Raw genomic sequence first — 15608 nt, forward strand, 5'->3', positions numbered from 1 at the left:
TACTCCTGCGGACGAGGGTGAGGGATGCCGGTCGGGTGGCTGGTCAGCGGCCTAGCCATCCGCCGTCCACGGGCAGCACGGTGCCGTGGACGTAGGCGGCGGCGTCGGAGGCCAGGAAGACGGTGGCGCCCGCCAGATCGTCGGCCCGGCCCCAGCGGCCGGCCGGGATGCGGTCCAGGATCGCCGCGCTGCGCACCGGATCGTCCTGCAGCGCCTGGGTGTTGTCGGTGGCGATGTAGCCCGGCGCGATGGCGTTGACGTTGACGCCGCGCGAGGCCCACTCGTTGGCGAGCGCCTTGGTGAGACCGGCGATGCCGTGCTTGGCGGCGGTGTAGCCGGGGACTGTGATGCCCCCCTGGAAGCTGAGCAGCGACGCCGTAAAAATGATCTTCCCCTGACCCCGGGCGATCATCGCGGCGCCCACCGCGCGGGTCAGCGCGAACTGCGCACTCAGGTTGACCTGGAGGACCAACTCCCAGTCGGTGTCCGAGTGCTCGGCGGCCGGGGCGCGGCGGATGGTGCCCGCGTTGTTGACCAGGATGTCCACCGGCCGGTCCCGGCCCGCCAGGTCCGCTCCCAGGGCGCGGACCGCGTCGGGGTCGGCGAAGTCGGTGCGGATCGCCTCGAAGGTCCGGCCTGCGGCCAGGACGTCCTTCTCGACGTCGCTGCCCGAGCCCTCCAGGGTGGCGCTCACCCCGATCACGTCCGCGCCGGCCTCGGCGAGCGCGCGGGCCATCGCCCGGCCGATGCCGCGCCGGGCCCCGGTGACGACGGCGAGCTTTCCGGTCAGGTCGAAGGCGTTCACGCGGTGGCTCCCTGAGCGTCGTCGGTGCAGTCCACGAGGATCTTCATCATGTCGCCGCCGGCCTCCAGGGCCTCGAACGCGGCCGGCGCCTGGGACAGCGGTACGATCCTGCTGATCAGGCGCTCGGCGGGGATCGTGCCGTCGGCGACTAGTGTCACCGCCCGCTCGAAGTCGGAGCGGTCGTACAACCGGGCTCCCACCAGGGTGAGTTCACGCCAGAAGAAGCGATGCAGGTTCACCTCGCGGGGCCTGGGGTGGATCGCCACCAGGCAGAGCCGGCCGCGCACGCCCAGCACGTCGACCGCCGTCTCCACTCCCCCGGCCGCACCGGACACCTCGAACGCGACCTCCGCCCCCGCGCCGCCGGTCCACTCCTGCACCGACTTGGGCACGTCCTCGGCAGCCGGATCCCACGCCGTCAGACCCAACTCCTCCGCCAGTGCCCGCCGGTGCGCACTCAGCTCCACCACCCGGACCTCGGCGCCCGCCGCCCGGGCCACCAGCGCGATGAGGATGCCGACCGGCCCGCCACCGACCACGACCACCTTCTCGCCCCGGCCGACCCCGGCCCGGCCGACGTCGTGCACGGCCACCGCCGTCGGCTCCACCAGCGCCGCCCGCTCCAGCGCCACCGAGTCCGGCAGCCGGACCAGCGTGGAAGCCGGTACCACCCAGCGCTGCTGCATCGCCCCCGGCGAGTCGATACCGATGAAGTCCAGCTGTTGGCAGACGTGTTGATGACCGCTCAGACACGCCGGGCAGGTGCCGTCCCACCGCAACGGCATCACCGTCACCGCGTCACCGGGCTGCCAGCCCTCCACCCCGGCGCCGACCCGCACCACCCGCCCCGACATCTCGTGTCCCAGGACGGCGGGCGCGGCGACCCGGGCGTCCATGTCGCCGTGGAAGATGTGCAGATCGGTCCCACAGATCCCGACGAACGCGGGAGCCAGCAACACCTCCCCCGGGCCGGGCTCCGACGGCTCCACCGAAGCCGTGTCCAACGTACGAGCGGCCGTGTAACGAACAGCAAGCGTCATCGTGATCCCAGGGTCTCTTCGGTACGGGTGAGGCGGTAGAAAGCGGTGGCGGTGCCCGCGAGGACCGCCGAGGTCTCGTCGGCGGAGTGCCCGGCGAGCAGTTCGTCCACGGTGGCGGCCCAGCGGTTCCAGCCGCCCGCGAGGTTGGCGACCGGCCAGTCCGAGCCGAACATCAGCCGGTCGGGGCCGAAGGTCGAGAGCAGGACGTCCCATACCGGCCGGATGTCGTCGACCGTCCAGGTGTCGTGGACGGCCTCGGTGATCAGCCCCGACACCTTGCAGACCACCTGCGAGTGTCCGGCCAGTCGCTTCACCTGGCGTTCCCAGTCCGCCAGTTCACCGTCGGCGATGGCCGGCTTGCCCGCGTGGTTCAGCACCTGCGGCAGCTCCGGGAAGCGTTCGGCCAGCCGGATCGCCTGGCCGAACTGGTGGCTGCGGATGAGCACGTCGTATCCGAGCCCGCGCTCCGCGACCGCCGCCAACCCGCTTTCGACGTCCGGCCGTTGCAACCACCCGGGGTCGGTCTCGCCCTGGACCAGGTGGCGCAGGGAGCGGAGGTGGCTGCCGCCCGGTCCGGCGAGCAGTCGGTCGAGCACGTCACCGATCGCGGGGGACGTGAGGTCCGCCCAGCCGACCACGGCCTGGATCAGCGGATCCTGCGCGGCGAGCGCGAGCAGGTCCTCGGTCTCGGGCACCTCCGGCACACACTGCACCACCACGGTGCCACCGAGCCGACGGCCCGCCACCGGCCGGGTGGCGGTCGCGCGCAGGTCGTCCGGGGTGAAGGTGCGGCGGATCGACTTCAGGGCGGGATCGTCGAGCCAGGACTGCGGACGTACGGCGAGGTCCCACAGATGGTGGTGGGCGTCGACGAGTACGGGAGCCGGGGTCACGGGAGACTCCAAATCGGGTCGGTCGGGTTCGGGCCGGATCAGGCTGTGGTCGGGCCGTCAGGTGCGCCCAGGTGCCAGATCTCGGTGAGTTCCGTCCACTGGCGCGACTCGCCCCGGTCGGGCCAGGGCTCCTGGCAGGGGTCGGTGAGCTTCCACCACTCCTGGGTCACGGGGTCGGCTTCGAGGACCGCCATGTCCGCCTCGAAGTCCTCGCCGTGGTACTCGAAGTAGGCGAACAGCACGTCCCCGTGCAGGTAGATGCTGTAGTTGCGGACCTGCGCCCGGTGCAGGGCCGCTTCGACGCCCGGCCAGACGGCGGCGTGGAGGTCGAGGTACTCCCGCCGGTGCTCGGGCCGGAGCCGGATGGTCTGGGCGTAGCGCTTCATGCGGAGGTCTCCTCGAACGGGGTGCGGTAGCTGGGGGTACGGGTGCGCAGTGCCAGCCGGAGGGTCAACCGGATCCGGGTGGACGCGGGCAGACGGACCGTCAGGAACGTGTCGTCGTAGGCGGTCTCCGCCTCGGTGACCACCGGCTCGGTGTGGCCGTAGTCGTACATGTCGCCGATCCAGCCGTCGTCCGCGCAGGTCGTCCACCGGACCGAGGTGATGGTGTGCTCGGCGAGCGCACCCGCCTGGACGATCAGCGTCCGCTCCGCCTCGGGCGAGAGGTTCACCAGTTCGACGGTGGTCGCCCCGGGGTCGATGGAGGTGACCAGCGCGGCCACGTCCGGCGGCAGGCCCGCGCGGCGGGCGTCGGCGTCGTGGTAGCGCAGTCGGGCCTGCTGCAGCCCGCCGTTGTAGAGCACCTGCGGGCCGCCCCAAGTGAGTTGGACGAGCGCCTCGGTGGCCACGGGGTTGCACTGCTGCCACACGTGGATGTCGGCTTCGTCCACGTCCAGGTCGCGGTAGCGATCCATCCGCCGCAGCCGGTGGCGGACCTGGGCCTGGGCGGCGGCGAGGATCCGCTCGGGGTAGTCGGGGTCGTCACCGGCGAGGAACGCGAACCAGGCCCGCTCGTGCCCGGACTCCTCCTTGGCCCGGAACGGCCTGACGGTGCGCCAGTCGATGCCGTCCGCCTCGCGCAGCCGCTCGAGCCGCTCGCGGTCGGCGTCGGAGGCGGTGTGGTGCCACAGCGCCACCGGCACCGGCGGGGTGACCGGGTTGTAGTCGAACCAGCCCGAGTCGTTGTGCCGGAACGGGACGTGGAGCGTGGGCGTGTCGACGTCCGGGCCGAGCTCGACCACCCACTTCGACCGGAGGCTGGAGTCGGACGCGCTGAAGGGCATCACCTTGCCCTGCGCGATGACGGCGTCGAGCGTGGTCGCGACCATGGCCAGGTGGTGGTCGTCCCCGGTGGTCACGGCCGCCGCGAGTGCTGCCACACAGGCCGCGTGGCCCACGCTGTGCCAGCCGTGCGGCCAGGACCAGCCGTAGTGGCCGCCGTACCAGCGCCCTTCGAGCAGACCGCCGACCTCCCCGTCAGGACCGACGTTGTCCGGGAGGAGACCGCCGTTCGCCCGGGTGCGCTCCTGCCACGCGCCGACGTAGTCGACGATCCAGTCCCGGTAGCGCTGCTCGCCGGACAGCACCCAGGCGTTGAGGACCAGCCCGGCCGCGGCGAGGTTGACCGCAGTGTCGCCGACGCCCAGCCGCTCCCGCATCTGCGTCCCGAGGCGCGGGTCCGCCGAGAGCGGGAACGGTCCCGTCTCCGCCTCGGGGATCCACTCGAGCGGGAAGCCGTACGTGTCGGCCTCCTTCGGCAGCCACGGGTAGACGTCGCCCTCGGACAGGCCCTCCCGGCCGGGGTCGCTGCCGTTGTGGGGGCGGGTGATGATGCGGTGCCCGGGGTCGTAGTTGCCGTGCGCCGGGTCGACGTACAGGTCGGCGAAGCGCAGCGCGCGTTCGGACCAGCGCCCCGGGTCTGCCATGCAGAGGAAGTAGAGCAGGAGCAGGCTCTCGCCCTGGTGGAACCAGTCGTAGCCGCGCTCGTACTCGTCGCGGAGCATGTCCAGCTCGGTCAGCTGCCCGGTCACGCCCTCCCAGTGCTTCGCGCTGGCGGGCAGCAGGTCGTCGGCGCCGCCGAGGAGGTACAGCTGCGGCCAGTTGAAGAACACTTCGTAGAAGTCGTCCACCCCGTCGCGGGTGGTCAGGGAGCCGGTGTAGTTCAGCCGGCCGTCCGGGCCGGTGAAGTCACGGGCGAAGCGACGCCAGCCGTGGTCGAGCAGGTCGAACAGGGCACGCTGGGCGACGGCCCAGCCGGGTGGCTCGAGCAGCGGCACCCCGGCCCGGATCTCGACCGGGGCGGCTGCGGCGTCCTCGCCCGAGGCGTGGTCCGTGGAGCTGGAGGACATGGGGCGGCTCTCCGTTCGGGGTGAGGGCGTGGGCGTCATTCTTTGGTGGCCCCGGCCAGCATCCCGCTGACCAGGAAGCGCTGGGCGAACAGGAAGACGACCAGGACCGGTGTGATGGCCACCAGGGTCGCCAGGGCCAGCTGCGGACGCTCGATCGCGAGCGAACCGGCGGTCGGGTTGAACTGCGGCACACTGCTCAGCAGGTTGCCGACGCCGACCTGGACCGGCATCTGGTCGCTCTCGGGGAGCATCACGTACGGCAGGAAGTAGTTGGTCCAGTTGGCGACGAAGCTGAAGAAGCCCACCAGCGCGATGACCGGTGTCGCCAGTGGCAGGGCGATGAGCCGGAAGACCCCGAACTCGGAGCAGCCGTCCATCCGCGCGGCCGCCAGCAGGTCCTTCGGTACGGCGGTGCTGAAGTAGATGTAGGTCAGGTAGACGCCGAACGGGTAGAACGAGTACGGCAGGATGATCGACCACATGGTGCCGATCAGCCGCGCCGCGTTGAGCTCCAGGAAGAGCGGCACCACCAGCGTGGCGCTCGGCATGAGCATCACGACCAGGGTGGAGACCAGCAGGGCGCGTCGGCCGGGGAACTCGGTCATCGCCAGGGCGTACCCGGCCGGCACGGACACGCAGAGGGTGATGACCAGTGAGATCACCGCGTACAACGCCGAGTTGCCCAGCCAGAGCAGCACCGCGCCGTCCTGGAACGCCGTCAGCGCGTCCCAGTTGGCCTTGAGCGCCTGCCAGGAACCGAAGGCGAGCGGGTGGCCGTGGACCAGTTGCTGGTCCGTCTTGGTCGAGGCGAGCACGAGCCACAGCACCGGCAGCACGAAGAACACCACGAACACCGCCAGCACGGAGCCGGCCAGCAGCCGGTACGACGTGTGCCGTACGGGCCGGTGCCGCCGTCGTGGCGCCCGCTCTGGAGCTCGGTTCATGACGCGTGGTTCCTGTTCCGTACGTGGTGTGCCGGCCACCGGGCCGGCCGGGGTCTCAGTCGGCATCGAAGAACCCCGACCGTGCGACGAAGAGGCCCGCGACCGACACGCTGACGACGAGCAGCTCCATCGAGACCGCGGCGGCGCCGTTGATGTTGTTCATCTGGAAGGCGAAGTCGTACGTCAGCTGGTTGAGCGAGTAGTCACGGCCGGCCACACCCACGCTCGCGAGGGAGAGCAGCTGCGGCTCGACGAAGAGCTGTGCACCGCCCGCGAAGGCGAGGATCACCATGTAGACGATCCACTTGCGCAGCATCGGGATCTGGACGTGCCAGGCGGTCTGCCAGGCGCCCGCGCCGTCGATCCGGGCGGCCTCCATGACGTCCGTGGGGATGTTGTTGAGCGCGCCGTACATGACGACGATCCAGCCGCCCGCCCCGGTCCAGAACGCGATGATCGTGAACAGCAGCGGCAGGTTGTCCGGGGCGATGACCTGGCCGAAGGTGTCGAACCCCAGCGCCCCCAGCAGCGAACTGACCGGGCTCACCGTCGGGTCGAGCATGAACAGCCAGACCAGCACGCTCGCGGCACCGGCCAGCGCTCCGGGGATGTAGTAGAGGAAGCGGAGCGCCTGGCCGGTCAGCCCGGCGGAGAGGCGGTGCAGCAGCAGCGCCAGGCCCACCACGAACACCACCAGCGAGACGAGCCAGCACAGCAGGTACACCGCGACGTGGCCCACCGCGTCCAGGAACCGGAAGTCCTGCGCCGTGGTGACGAAGTTGCCGAACCCGGTGAACGTGCCCCCGGCGTCGGTGAAGGCGAAGTAGACCGCGTAGCCGATCGGAACGACCCCGAAGGCGATCAGCAGGAACACGTAGCCGGCCACGAACGCCAGGCCGGCCCGGCGCTGACCGGTACCACCGAGGCGGACGGCCGAGGGCGAGGTGACCGTCACGAGGAGACCTTGTACCCGTTCGACTCGGCGTGCTTGATGATCGACTCCTGCCAGGCGGGCAGCAGGGAGACGATGGTCTGACCCTGGGTCAGACCGGGCTTCACCGTGGCGGCCCAGACGCTCTCCTGGCTGAACTGGCCCGAACCCCAGCCGGGCCACACCTGGGAGGAGGCGTCCTTGAGCGCGCCGAGCTCGCCGACGAAGTACCCGGCGGTGCCCTGGGCCTTCAACCAGACCTCGGCGGCGGGCGCGTAGGCCGGGAAGCCGGGGGACTTCTCGCCCTGGTAGGCGTTGTCGGTGGTGACCCACTTCAGGAAGTCGGTGGCCGCCTTGAGGTGGGTGGAGTGCTGGGACAGCAGCCAGGTGCCGCCGCCGACGTTGCCGGTGGACGGCGAGGTGTCGCCCTTCCACTGCGGGATGGGAGCCACGCCTATCGTCTTCTCCGGCGTCTTGAGGGTCTCCTTGAACACAGCACCGCCGTACCAGGCGGGGCCGGGCATCAGCAGGACCTTGTCGGCCTGGTTCTTGCTGAACTCGGTGCTGAAGACGCCGCTGATGGACATGGACTTGTTCTTGATCAGCCCGTCCAGCAGCGTGGCCATCCTGGTGCAGTTCTCGCCGCCGGTGTTCACCGAGACGGCCTTGGGTCCCGTGATGTGGTTGGCGCCGCACTTGCTCGCCCAGAGGTAGATCTCGGGGGTGAAGGCGTCCCCCGCGTCGCCCACCAGGTAGCCCGGGTGCTCGGCGGCGACCTTCTCCCCCAGCTGCTGGTACTCCTCCCAGGTCGTCGGCACGGTGTAGCCGAACTGCTGCATCAACGGCGCGTTGTACCAGAGCACCGCCTGCGAGAGGTCGTTGCGCAGGCAGTACAACGTGCCGTCGACCGTGCAGACGTCGTTGGCGCCCTTGGCGAACTGCCCCAGCGTCTCCGCCGGGATCAGGCCCTTGTCGAGCGGCGCCGCGAAGCCCGCGTCGACCGCCCAGGTCACCTCGTTGTTCTGGGAGCTGAAGACGACGTCCGGCCAGCCCTTGCCGGTGCGGTTGAAGAGCTGGACCTTGGTCTGGAGGTAGTTCGACCCGTTGGCGTCGCCGTCGTAGGAGACGATGTCCAACTTCACCTCGGGGTGCAGCTCCTGGTACTGCTTGGCGGCGGCCAGCCGGGTCGCGTCCACCCAGACCGTCAGCGCCCCGTCCGTCTGGGCCGACTGGGCGAAGCCGTCCTTGCTGGTCTTCTGGGGAGTGGGGCTGCCGCACGCCGCCACGGTCAGTGCCAGGGTGGCCGCACAGGCGGCCAGCAGCACCGTTCGTCTCCTGGCGGGCACTGCGCTCTGGCCGGGCGAAGGCTGGTTGACGGTCATGGTCGACTCCACTGTGCAGGCGCCCCGACAGATCGGGAGGGGGTGGATGAACCGACGCCGGGCCGTCCCCGGGCGGCGTCGAGGTACCGAAGACGGCTGTCCGCTGCCGTCGTGGAGTAAATTAGCCGCCTTATCCGGAGATCCGTCAAGGGTTCGCGCAGCGCTTTTCTGATACTTCATTAACCACACGGGAGCCGTTGAGGCTGATTTTGCAAGGTTTGTTCCGACTTGGGCTCCAGCTCCATACAAAAGGATCCACTCAGATGAGTACTACTCATCGCACTCTGCGGTACGATGAGCCAGGCTCACAGCGATCAGTCGCCCTCGCGCCAGTCACCCCGGAGGCAGGACAGATGAACGACACGCCCGCGACCGCAGCGGCCTTGCCTGCACCATCACCGGGACCGGCACCGGCCTCCGCCGTGGTCGCAGCAGCGGTGAACGGCTCGGGCGAGGAGCGGCGGGACTACCGGCCCGGCTACGAGATCGTGGCGGAGCGGATCCTCGAGTACATCGCCGAGGCGCGCCTGGTGGCGGGCGACCGGATGCCCACCGAGCACGACCTGGCCGCGACGCTCAACACCAGCAGAGCGGTGGTGCGCGAGGCCGTGAAGATCCTCTCGGCGCTCGGCCGGGTACGGGCCCACAAGGGGCGCGGCCTGTTCGTCGCGGACGACGAGGGCATGCTCATCACCAGCCGCTGGGGCGGCTTCTTCCGCCCGGTGGACCTCGACCACGTCCTGATGCTGTTCGAGTTCCGCAAGGTGCAGGAGACGGCCGCCAGCAGCCTGGCCGCCACCCGGGCCACCCCCGCCGAGCTGCGCAGCATCGAGGTTGCCATGCAGCAGTGCCGGCACGGCGTGGCCCATGCCCAGGTCGACGTGTTCAACCAGGCGGACGACGACTTCCACACCGCCGTGGCGACCGCCGCGCACAACACCTTCCTGCTCAGCGCCGTACGCGACGCCCGCCGGCTGCAGCGGCAGTCCAGCGCCATCGGCATCCACGACATGCTCGGCGAGGGCGCCACGGCAGCCGTCGAGGAGCACGAGGCGATCTACCGGGCCATCCGCGACGGCCGCCCCGAGGAGGCGGCCGCAGCGACGGTGGTACACCTCGAACGGACCCTGGAGGACTACCGGCGGGAGATCCAGCGCCGCCTCTTCGGCTAGCGGCGCCCCGCTACGGGCCGGCTGCGCCGTTCGGTGGTCGCCGCGGCGCGCCGCGGGACCGGGGCCGGACGACTCGACATGCTGGGGTGATGACCCAGGAACCGAGCCGCCGCCCGTCCCGAAGCCGACAACCCGGAGCCTCCCCGCTCCCGTCCCCGGCCCAACCCGCCTCCCCACCAGCCGACTTGCAGCTGCCGTCGCCCAGCGGCAGCGTCTGCTGCATCACCACCATGACCGAGCACGTGACGGTGGACGGCACGGTCGTACGGACCCGCTGGCACGAGCCGCACTGCGTGACCTGGACCGCTCGCTGAACACCGCCCGCCGCCTGCAAATGGCCTGACCCCGGACGCGCGGATGCCCGGCCGCCCCCGAGGGTTTCGGGGCCGGCCGGGCATCAGGTGCGACGGGGTCGGGACTGGACTAGTGGAACGGGTTCCCGTACGAGGCGACGTAGCCCGGGGCGGGGGTGCCGACGCCGGTGACGTCGTCGTAGCCTCGGACCGCGTGCAGCGAGCTGTCCTTGCCGAGGCTGCGCACCGAGGTGCGCAGGCCGTCGGCGGCGTCCACAGTGTTGACGAAGTCGACGCGGGCGACGGCGAGTTCACGGTCGGCGCCGAGCGGACGGTCGGTCACGTCGTGGTACAGCGGCGAGTCGTAGCGGGCGTAGATCCCCGGGTTGGCGAAGCCGATCGGGAAGTGCCGCGCCTGCTGCGCCAGCGCCTGGACGCCCGCGATGACCGGGGCGGCCAGCGAGGTGCCGCCGATCCGGTACTCGTCGTAGGAGACCGTGCCGTCGGGCCAGGACTGGGTCTGGCCGACCAGGAAGCCGGTGTTGGGGTCGGCGACCGCGGCGATGTCGGGGATGGTCCGCATCCGGGCCGGGCCGTTGGCCTTCGCCAGCGAGTCGGGAACGACCCCGCGCTGGTAGAAGGGCTGCTTGACGGTGGAGCTGGTGCCGCCGCCCGCGCCGCCGGTGTAGGTGCCGGGGAAGTCGGTCCAGCTCTTGCCGTCGGCGGAGAGGACCGCCTTCTGGGTGCCCCAGCCGGTCTCGAACTGGTACCGGTCGCCCTTGCCGACGGCCAGCGAGGTGCCGCCGACGGCGGTCACCCAGGCCGAGTTGGCGGGGGTGTCGACCTGCTTCTTGCCGGTGTTGGCGACCTCGTCGCCGTCGTCGCCGGAGGAGAAGTAGAAGCCGATGCCCTCGACCGCGCCCAGTTTGAAGGTCCGGTCGTAGGCGGCCGCGGTGTCGGAGGTCTCGTTGGCCTCGATGTCGCCCCAGGAGTTGGAGACGATGTCGGCGAGCCGGCTGTCGACGATCTTGTTGAGCGCATCGAGCAGGTCGGGGTCGTTGCAGGAGGCACCGGCGACGTACACGATGTTGGCGTCCGGGGCGAGTGCGTGCACCGCCTCGACGTCGAGGGACTCCTCGCCGTACCAGCCGGAGGCGTCGCAGTCCTCCACGCTGTTGTAGCTGGACGGCACGACCTCGGTGTACTGGCCCTTGCGGTAGGCCTGGTCGCCGTTGCGCTTGGCGTACGCGGCCGCGTCGGCCGCCATGGTCGGCGAGGCGTAGGCGTCGGTGATCGCCACCGTCACGCCCTTGCCGGTGTACTTGCCCGCGCCGTACGCGGCGCGCAGCTGCGTGCCGGTGTAGCCGTGGACGGCGTACGGGATCTTCGCGCCGTACGCGTCGGGCAGCGTGTCGGCGGTGTTCGAGCCGTAGTAGGTCGAGAACGGACCAGCGTTCCGGAAGCCCGCGCCGGGGCCCGGCAGGGTGTCCTTCGGCTTGGCCCGGTGCGGCGCGTTGTCCAGGCCCGTGACGGTGAGCACCGCGTCGGCCAGCTCACGCGGGGTGGAGGCGGCGTGCGCGGGGGCGTGGAACGTGCGGCCGTCCTTGCGGTAGTCGTGCAGCGGAGTGGCGAACGCCTTCTGCACCGCCGCGGCGTCACCGGTGACCGAGAGGTAGTGCCGGCCGTCACCGGTGACGGTCAGCCCCGAGGACGTCAGCCATGCGGTGACCGCCTGGACCTGCTGCGGACTCACGCCGAAGCGGTCCTCGGCCTGCTGGGGCGTCAGGTACTTGCCGTACGAAGCCGACGCCGGATCCGACACTGCGGCGGCGTAGGTGGTGAGCCCCTGCGCGTCCCGGCCGGAGAGGTAGACCCGGGCGCTGACCTGCGTGGATGCCGCCGTGGCCCCGGCGTCGGCGGCGGCGCCGGTCCACTCGGGAGCGGTGCCCTCCAGCGTGGCCCGTCCGTTCGGGCCGGGGTCCGCCTGTGCGGACGGAATGCCGACGGCCAGCGAGCCGGCCAGCAGCGACACGGCTGCCGCAGCCCGCAGGCCGGTACGGCGCCGGTTGTGATCGGTGGTCATGAAGCGATCCCCCCTGGATGTCCTGGTGGATTGTCAGGTGCGGATCGTATCGACCAGGTGTTGCATTACCCAGTGATCGACGCCAGGTGATCGCTTGTCAGGTGAAAGCTTTACTCAGTCGGCCGAATCCCACCGACGAAGACCCCCGACGCCCGCCCACCCACCCGGCGTCAGGGCCTGACGAGCCCCCGGCTCGTACGTCCGGACCAGGTTGAGCGGGACGAGGTGCTCGCGGCCCTCGACCGTGACCGCGACGAGCTGCGGCACGGTGGCCTTCCACTGCGCGGGCGTCACGCAGTTCGCGGTCCTACAAAAACAATGACTGCCCGTCATCTGGTGTCCGATCACCATTCCAGATCCTCGGCACGACGCCCGAGCCCCGTCGAACCGAGCCCCCGTCGCCTCCTGTCAGACGCCGAACTCCAAGTCAGGACAGTGCATTTGCGGGATCACCGCCGGAAGCGCACGGCGGAAACGACGGGCCGGCGAGGGCTGCACGGACGGTCTTGCAGACCTGCTACCGACGCGCCGCCCGACGGGGGCTGTGATCAGGTGAGTTCGTGCCGAGTACCCGCCGCGACGGCGTGGAGCTTGTCCGGATTGGCCACGTTGTGGATGGTCGCGATGCGGCCTTCCGGGTCGAAGTCGAAGGTCAGCGTGGCGATCACCCGGTCGGGGCCGCGGAAGACCACGCCGGGGCCGCCGTTGATCGAGGTGAGCTCCGCCCGCATCTGGCCGGGCTCGACGCCCTGGTACGTCACGGTGCCGAGGGCGGCGAACCAGCGGGCCACGGTCTCCAGGCCGACGACCGGCCTGAGGGCCTGGCGGACCTTGCCGCCGCCGTCGGTCCACACCGTCACGTCCGGGGAGAGCAGCTCCATCAGCGTGTTGATGTCACCGCCGGTCGCCGCCCCGAGGAAGCGCTCGGTGACGTCACGCTGCCGGGCGCGGTCCGCGGAAAAACGGGGGCGGCGGGCCTGGACGTGTGCGCGGGCGCGGTGCGCGGCCTGCCGGACCGCCGGCTCCGAACGTTCCACCGCCTCCGCGATCTCCGCGTAGCTGAAGGCGAAGACCTCCTGGACGACCTGCTGGACCGGGCGGTCGCGTCCGGCATCCGGCAGGTGGTGCTGCTCGGAGCCGGGATGGACAGCAGGGCCTTCCGGATGGATTGGCCTGCGGGGACCCTGCTTTTCGAGGTCGACACGGCCGAACCGCTGGGCTTCAAGGCCTCGGTGCTGCGTCAGGAGCGGGCCGTTCCGCACTGCGAGCGGATCACCGTCCCCGTCGGCCTGCACGAGGACTGGCCCGGCGCCCTGGCCACGGCCGGGCACGATCCGGCGCAGCCGACGGTGTGGATCGCCGAGGGACTGCTGATCTATCTGCCCGAGGACGCGGTGCAGTCGTTGCTCGAACAGGTCGGCGCGCTGTCCGCCACCGGCAGCCGGATGGGCCTGACACTGGGCTCGCGCGGTGTGGTCGAACGCTTCCGCAGGGACGCCGCTCCGGGATCGGCAGCGTCGATGTGGGTCTCGGAGATGCCGGAGGACCCGGTCGGCTGGCTCGGCGGCCTGGCTGGTAGGCGGAGGCCTTCACCCTCCGAGAGTGCGCCGAGGCCTACGGGCGACCGATGCTCACCCCGTCGGAGCAGGACGAGGGCGTCGGCGGACTGGTCTCGGCGGTGCGCGCGGCCTGCTGAGCATCGACTGTCCGTCATCGCTCCGCAGAAGGGTTCCCGAGTGCTGGTTCGTCAGTCCTCGGAGGTGTCGGCTGCGGGTGGGGTCCGGGCCGGTGGCGCAGGACGACGCTTCCGGCGGCGAGCCAGCCGGCTGCGAGGAGCCAGCCGCCGAGGACGTCGAGGGGCCAGTGGACCCCGAGGTAGACGCGGGTGAGCCCGATGACGCCGGCGAACGTCATTGCGCCCAGGGCGGCCGCTCGCGCGGCGTGCCGGTGTGCGCGGGCGACGGCGAGGGCGAGCAGTCCGGCGCAGACGGCGGAGGTGAAGGCGTGCCCGGACGGGAACGCGAAGCCGGAGGCGGTGAACGCCCAGTTGGCCTCGGGAGGGCGGGGCCGGGCGAAGGCGTGCATCAGGCCCTGACGTACCAGCTGCCCGGAGACCAGCCACAGCACCGGCGCCAGCAGTACCCAGGCCGAGGACCGCCAGGATCTCGTCGTGGTTGTGGCCCGGGCGGCGACGAGGCCGGCGGCCAACGCGAGCAGGTAGGGAGCCGGGCCTGTGCCGAGCGAGGTGACGGCGAGGGCGAGGTCCCGGGCGGCGGGCGGCCGGTGGGTGACACACCAGTCGATGGCGGCCCGCTCGAAGGCGAACGGCGCCCAGCCGTGGGCGGCGAGCAGCCCGGCGAGCCCGGCGAACGACGCCCAGGCGGCGGCCAGGACGACCTTCCACCGCCGCGGGCTCACGTGGTCAGCCACCGACGCAGTCCTCCCGCTCGGGCCTGCTCCACCAGCCTGTCCGCCCGTCCGGCAACAGCGGTCAGGGCGTATCCCGCGGCAGTGCCGAGGACGGCGGCCAGGGCGACGTCGTGCGGGTAGTGGACGCCGACCAGCACCCGGGACAGCCCCATGAGCGCCGCGAGAAGCAGTGCCGGCAGACCGATGCGTCGCTCGATGTGCCACAGAGCCGCAGCTGCGGCGAACACGATCACGGTGTGGTTGCTGGGCAGCGACCAGTCCGCAGCGCCGGGGCAGGCTTCCAGGGTGCGCCCGGCATCGAGGGCCTGGCAGGGTCGAGGTTCTGCGAGCAAGGACTTGAGCAGGGTGTCGGCCACGAACACCAGGATGACCACCAGTGGTACGGCGAGCGCCCGGGCCATGGTGGCACTGTCGGCGCTACGGGCGCGCCACCACGCCCACAGCATCAGGACCGCCACCAGGACCAGCCCGTACGCGGAGAACGCGGCGACCGTGTGCTGCACGGGGGTGGGCAGGTGCTGGGCCCAGTGGTCGATGCGCAGGTACAGGCCGCCGTCGATGCTGCGGCCGTCCACCGCCAGGGTGGTTGCGGGGGCCGTCATCGGGCACCGGCCCGGCGGCGCGAGCGCACCAGCTCCAGCAGGAGCGGCAGCAGCGACACGGCGGCGACGACGACGACGATCGGCAGGAGATAGCGGTCGACGTCGGGTACCGACGAGCCCAGCGTGTAGCCGGCGAGCACGAGGCCGAGGGTCCACAGGAGGCCGCCGACGATCTGCCACAGGGTGAAGGTGCGGACGTTCACCCCGAGCGCGCCGGCGAGCGGGTTGAGGACGGTGCGCACGACAGGCACGAACCGGGCGAGGACCACGGCCTTGGTGTGTCCGTAGCGGGTGAGGAGTTCCTCGGCCCGGACGGCGCCTTCGTGGAGGCGCTTGTTGCGGGAGCGGGCGAGCAGGGTGCGGCCGCCGCGGCGGCCGATGAGGTAGCCCGTCTGGGCGCCGGCGAGGGCGCCGACGGCGGCGGCGGCCAGGACCTGGGCGAGGTCGAGCCGGGAGCCGCTGTGGGTGCCGGTGGTGCACAGCAGTCCGGCGGTGAACAGCAGCGAGTCGCCCGGCAGAAAGAATCCGACCAGCAGGCCGGTCTCGGCGAACAGGACGACGGCGATGCCCAGCGTCCCGAACGCACCGAGCAGCGAACCCGCGTCGAGCGGATTGACGGCCAGCAGGGCCGTTGAGGACAACATCGCGGTAATACCTTTCCTGGGGTGTGCGATTGCAGTGGG

General features: G+C 71.2%; 15 protein-coding genes and 2 pseudogenes. 3 read left to right on the top strand and 14 right to left on the bottom strand.

Annotated features, from left to right (window positions below; genetic code table 11):
• Positions 1–43 precede the first annotated feature (43 nt).
• The 8 genes from ACKUU6_RS03885 to ACKUU6_RS03920 are packed head-to-tail and all read right to left on the bottom strand — an operon-like array spanning position 44 to position 8345.
• Positions 44–805 (bottom strand): SDR family oxidoreductase, encoded by a 762-nt coding sequence (locus ACKUU6_RS03885; protein WP_407987013.1) that lies wholly within the window; start codon positions 803–805, stop codon positions 44–46.
• Entirely contained in the window at positions 802–1845 is a 1044-nt protein-coding gene (locus ACKUU6_RS03890; RefSeq protein WP_407987014.1) for a zinc-dependent alcohol dehydrogenase, read from the bottom strand. Before ACKUU6_RS03890 ends, ACKUU6_RS03885 begins: the two co-directional genes overlap by 4 nt.
• Entirely contained in the window at positions 1842–2738 is an 897-nt protein-coding gene (locus ACKUU6_RS03895) for an amidohydrolase family protein (protein WP_407987015.1), read from the bottom strand. The genes ACKUU6_RS03890 and ACKUU6_RS03895 overlap by 4 nt, the downstream gene beginning before the upstream one ends.
• A gap of 38 nt (positions 2739–2776) precedes the next feature.
• Positions 2777–3124, bottom strand: coding sequence for an L-rhamnose mutarotase (locus ACKUU6_RS03900; protein ID WP_407987016.1), 348 nt, complete (start codon positions 3122–3124; stop codon positions 2777–2779).
• On the bottom strand, positions 3121–5088 hold the full coding sequence (locus tag ACKUU6_RS03905) for a hypothetical protein (RefSeq protein WP_407987017.1): 1968 nt from the start codon (positions 5086–5088) through the stop codon (positions 3121–3123). Before ACKUU6_RS03905 ends, ACKUU6_RS03900 begins: the two co-directional genes overlap by 4 nt.
• Positions 5089–5123: 35 nt before the next feature.
• Complete coding sequence (locus ACKUU6_RS03910; RefSeq protein WP_407987018.1) at positions 5124–6032, bottom strand: carbohydrate ABC transporter permease; 909 nt, start codon at positions 6030–6032, stop codon at positions 5124–5126.
• 55 nt (positions 6033–6087) lie between these two features.
• Positions 6088–6987, bottom strand: coding sequence for a carbohydrate ABC transporter permease (locus tag ACKUU6_RS03915; protein WP_407987019.1), 900 nt, complete (start codon positions 6985–6987; stop codon positions 6088–6090).
• Entirely contained in the window at positions 6984–8345 is a 1362-nt protein-coding gene (locus ACKUU6_RS03920) for an ABC transporter substrate-binding protein (protein ID WP_407987020.1), read from the bottom strand. Before ACKUU6_RS03920 ends, ACKUU6_RS03915 begins: the two co-directional genes overlap by 4 nt.
• Before the next feature lie 353 nt (positions 8346–8698).
• Here ACKUU6_RS03920 and ACKUU6_RS03925 point away from each other — a divergent pair, with 353 nt between their 5' ends.
• Positions 8699–9517, top strand: coding sequence for a FadR/GntR family transcriptional regulator (locus ACKUU6_RS03925; RefSeq protein WP_407987021.1), 819 nt, complete (start codon positions 8699–8701; stop codon positions 9515–9517).
• Between the two features lie 89 nt (positions 9518–9606).
• Entirely contained in the window at positions 9607–9831 is a 225-nt protein-coding gene (locus tag ACKUU6_RS03930; RefSeq protein WP_407987022.1) for a hypothetical protein, read from the top strand.
• A 109-nt stretch (positions 9832–9940) separates the two neighbouring features.
• Here ACKUU6_RS03930 and ACKUU6_RS03935 read toward each other — a convergent pair whose 3' ends face one another.
• The 3 genes and pseudogenes from ACKUU6_RS03935 to ACKUU6_RS03945 all read right to left on the bottom strand — a co-directional run.
• Complete coding sequence (locus ACKUU6_RS03935) at positions 9941–11893, bottom strand: S53 family peptidase (RefSeq protein WP_407987023.1); 1953 nt, start codon at positions 11891–11893, stop codon at positions 9941–9943.
• A 114-nt stretch (positions 11894–12007) separates the two neighbouring features.
• On the bottom strand, positions 12008–12187 hold the full coding sequence (locus ACKUU6_RS03940) for a hypothetical protein (protein WP_407987024.1): 180 nt from the start codon (positions 12185–12187) through the stop codon (positions 12008–12010).
• A gap of 254 nt (positions 12188–12441) precedes the next feature.
• Positions 12442–12978 (bottom strand): annotated as a pseudogene (locus tag ACKUU6_RS03945) (sigma factor-like helix-turn-helix DNA-binding protein); the annotation flags it as partial.
• On the opposite strand from ACKUU6_RS03945, the pseudogene ACKUU6_RS03950 reads away from it, so the two are divergent.
• Positions 12970–13589 (top strand): annotated as a pseudogene (locus tag ACKUU6_RS03950) (SAM-dependent methyltransferase); the annotation flags it as partial. The pseudogenes ACKUU6_RS03945 and ACKUU6_RS03950 overlap by 9 nt on opposite strands.
• A gap of 14 nt (positions 13590–13603) precedes the next feature.
• Here ACKUU6_RS03950 and ACKUU6_RS03955 read toward each other — a convergent pair.
• Genes ACKUU6_RS03955 through ACKUU6_RS03965 form a run of 3 tightly spaced genes read right to left on the bottom strand, consistent with a single transcriptional unit; the run spans position 13604 to position 15569 of the window.
• On the bottom strand, positions 13604–14323 hold the full coding sequence (locus ACKUU6_RS03955; protein ID WP_407987025.1) for a phosphatase PAP2 family protein: 720 nt from the start codon (positions 14321–14323) through the stop codon (positions 13604–13606).
• Positions 14308–14925, bottom strand: a complete 618-nt coding sequence (locus ACKUU6_RS03960) for a phosphatase PAP2 family protein (RefSeq protein WP_407987026.1) — start codon at positions 14923–14925, stop codon at positions 14308–14310. The genes ACKUU6_RS03955 and ACKUU6_RS03960 overlap by 16 nt, the downstream gene beginning before the upstream one ends.
• Positions 14922–15569 carry a DedA family protein gene (locus ACKUU6_RS03965; RefSeq protein WP_407987027.1) on the bottom strand — a complete coding sequence of 216 codons (648 nt, stop codon included), beginning with the start codon at positions 15567–15569 and terminating at the stop codon, positions 14922–14924. Before ACKUU6_RS03965 ends, ACKUU6_RS03960 begins: the two co-directional genes overlap by 4 nt.
• Between the last annotated feature and the right edge of the window lie 39 nt (positions 15570–15608).

It is taken from the genome of Kitasatospora sp. CMC57 (assembly GCF_045866025.2).
Taxonomy (GTDB): domain Bacteria; phylum Actinomycetota; class Actinomycetes; order Streptomycetales; family Streptomycetaceae; genus Kitasatospora.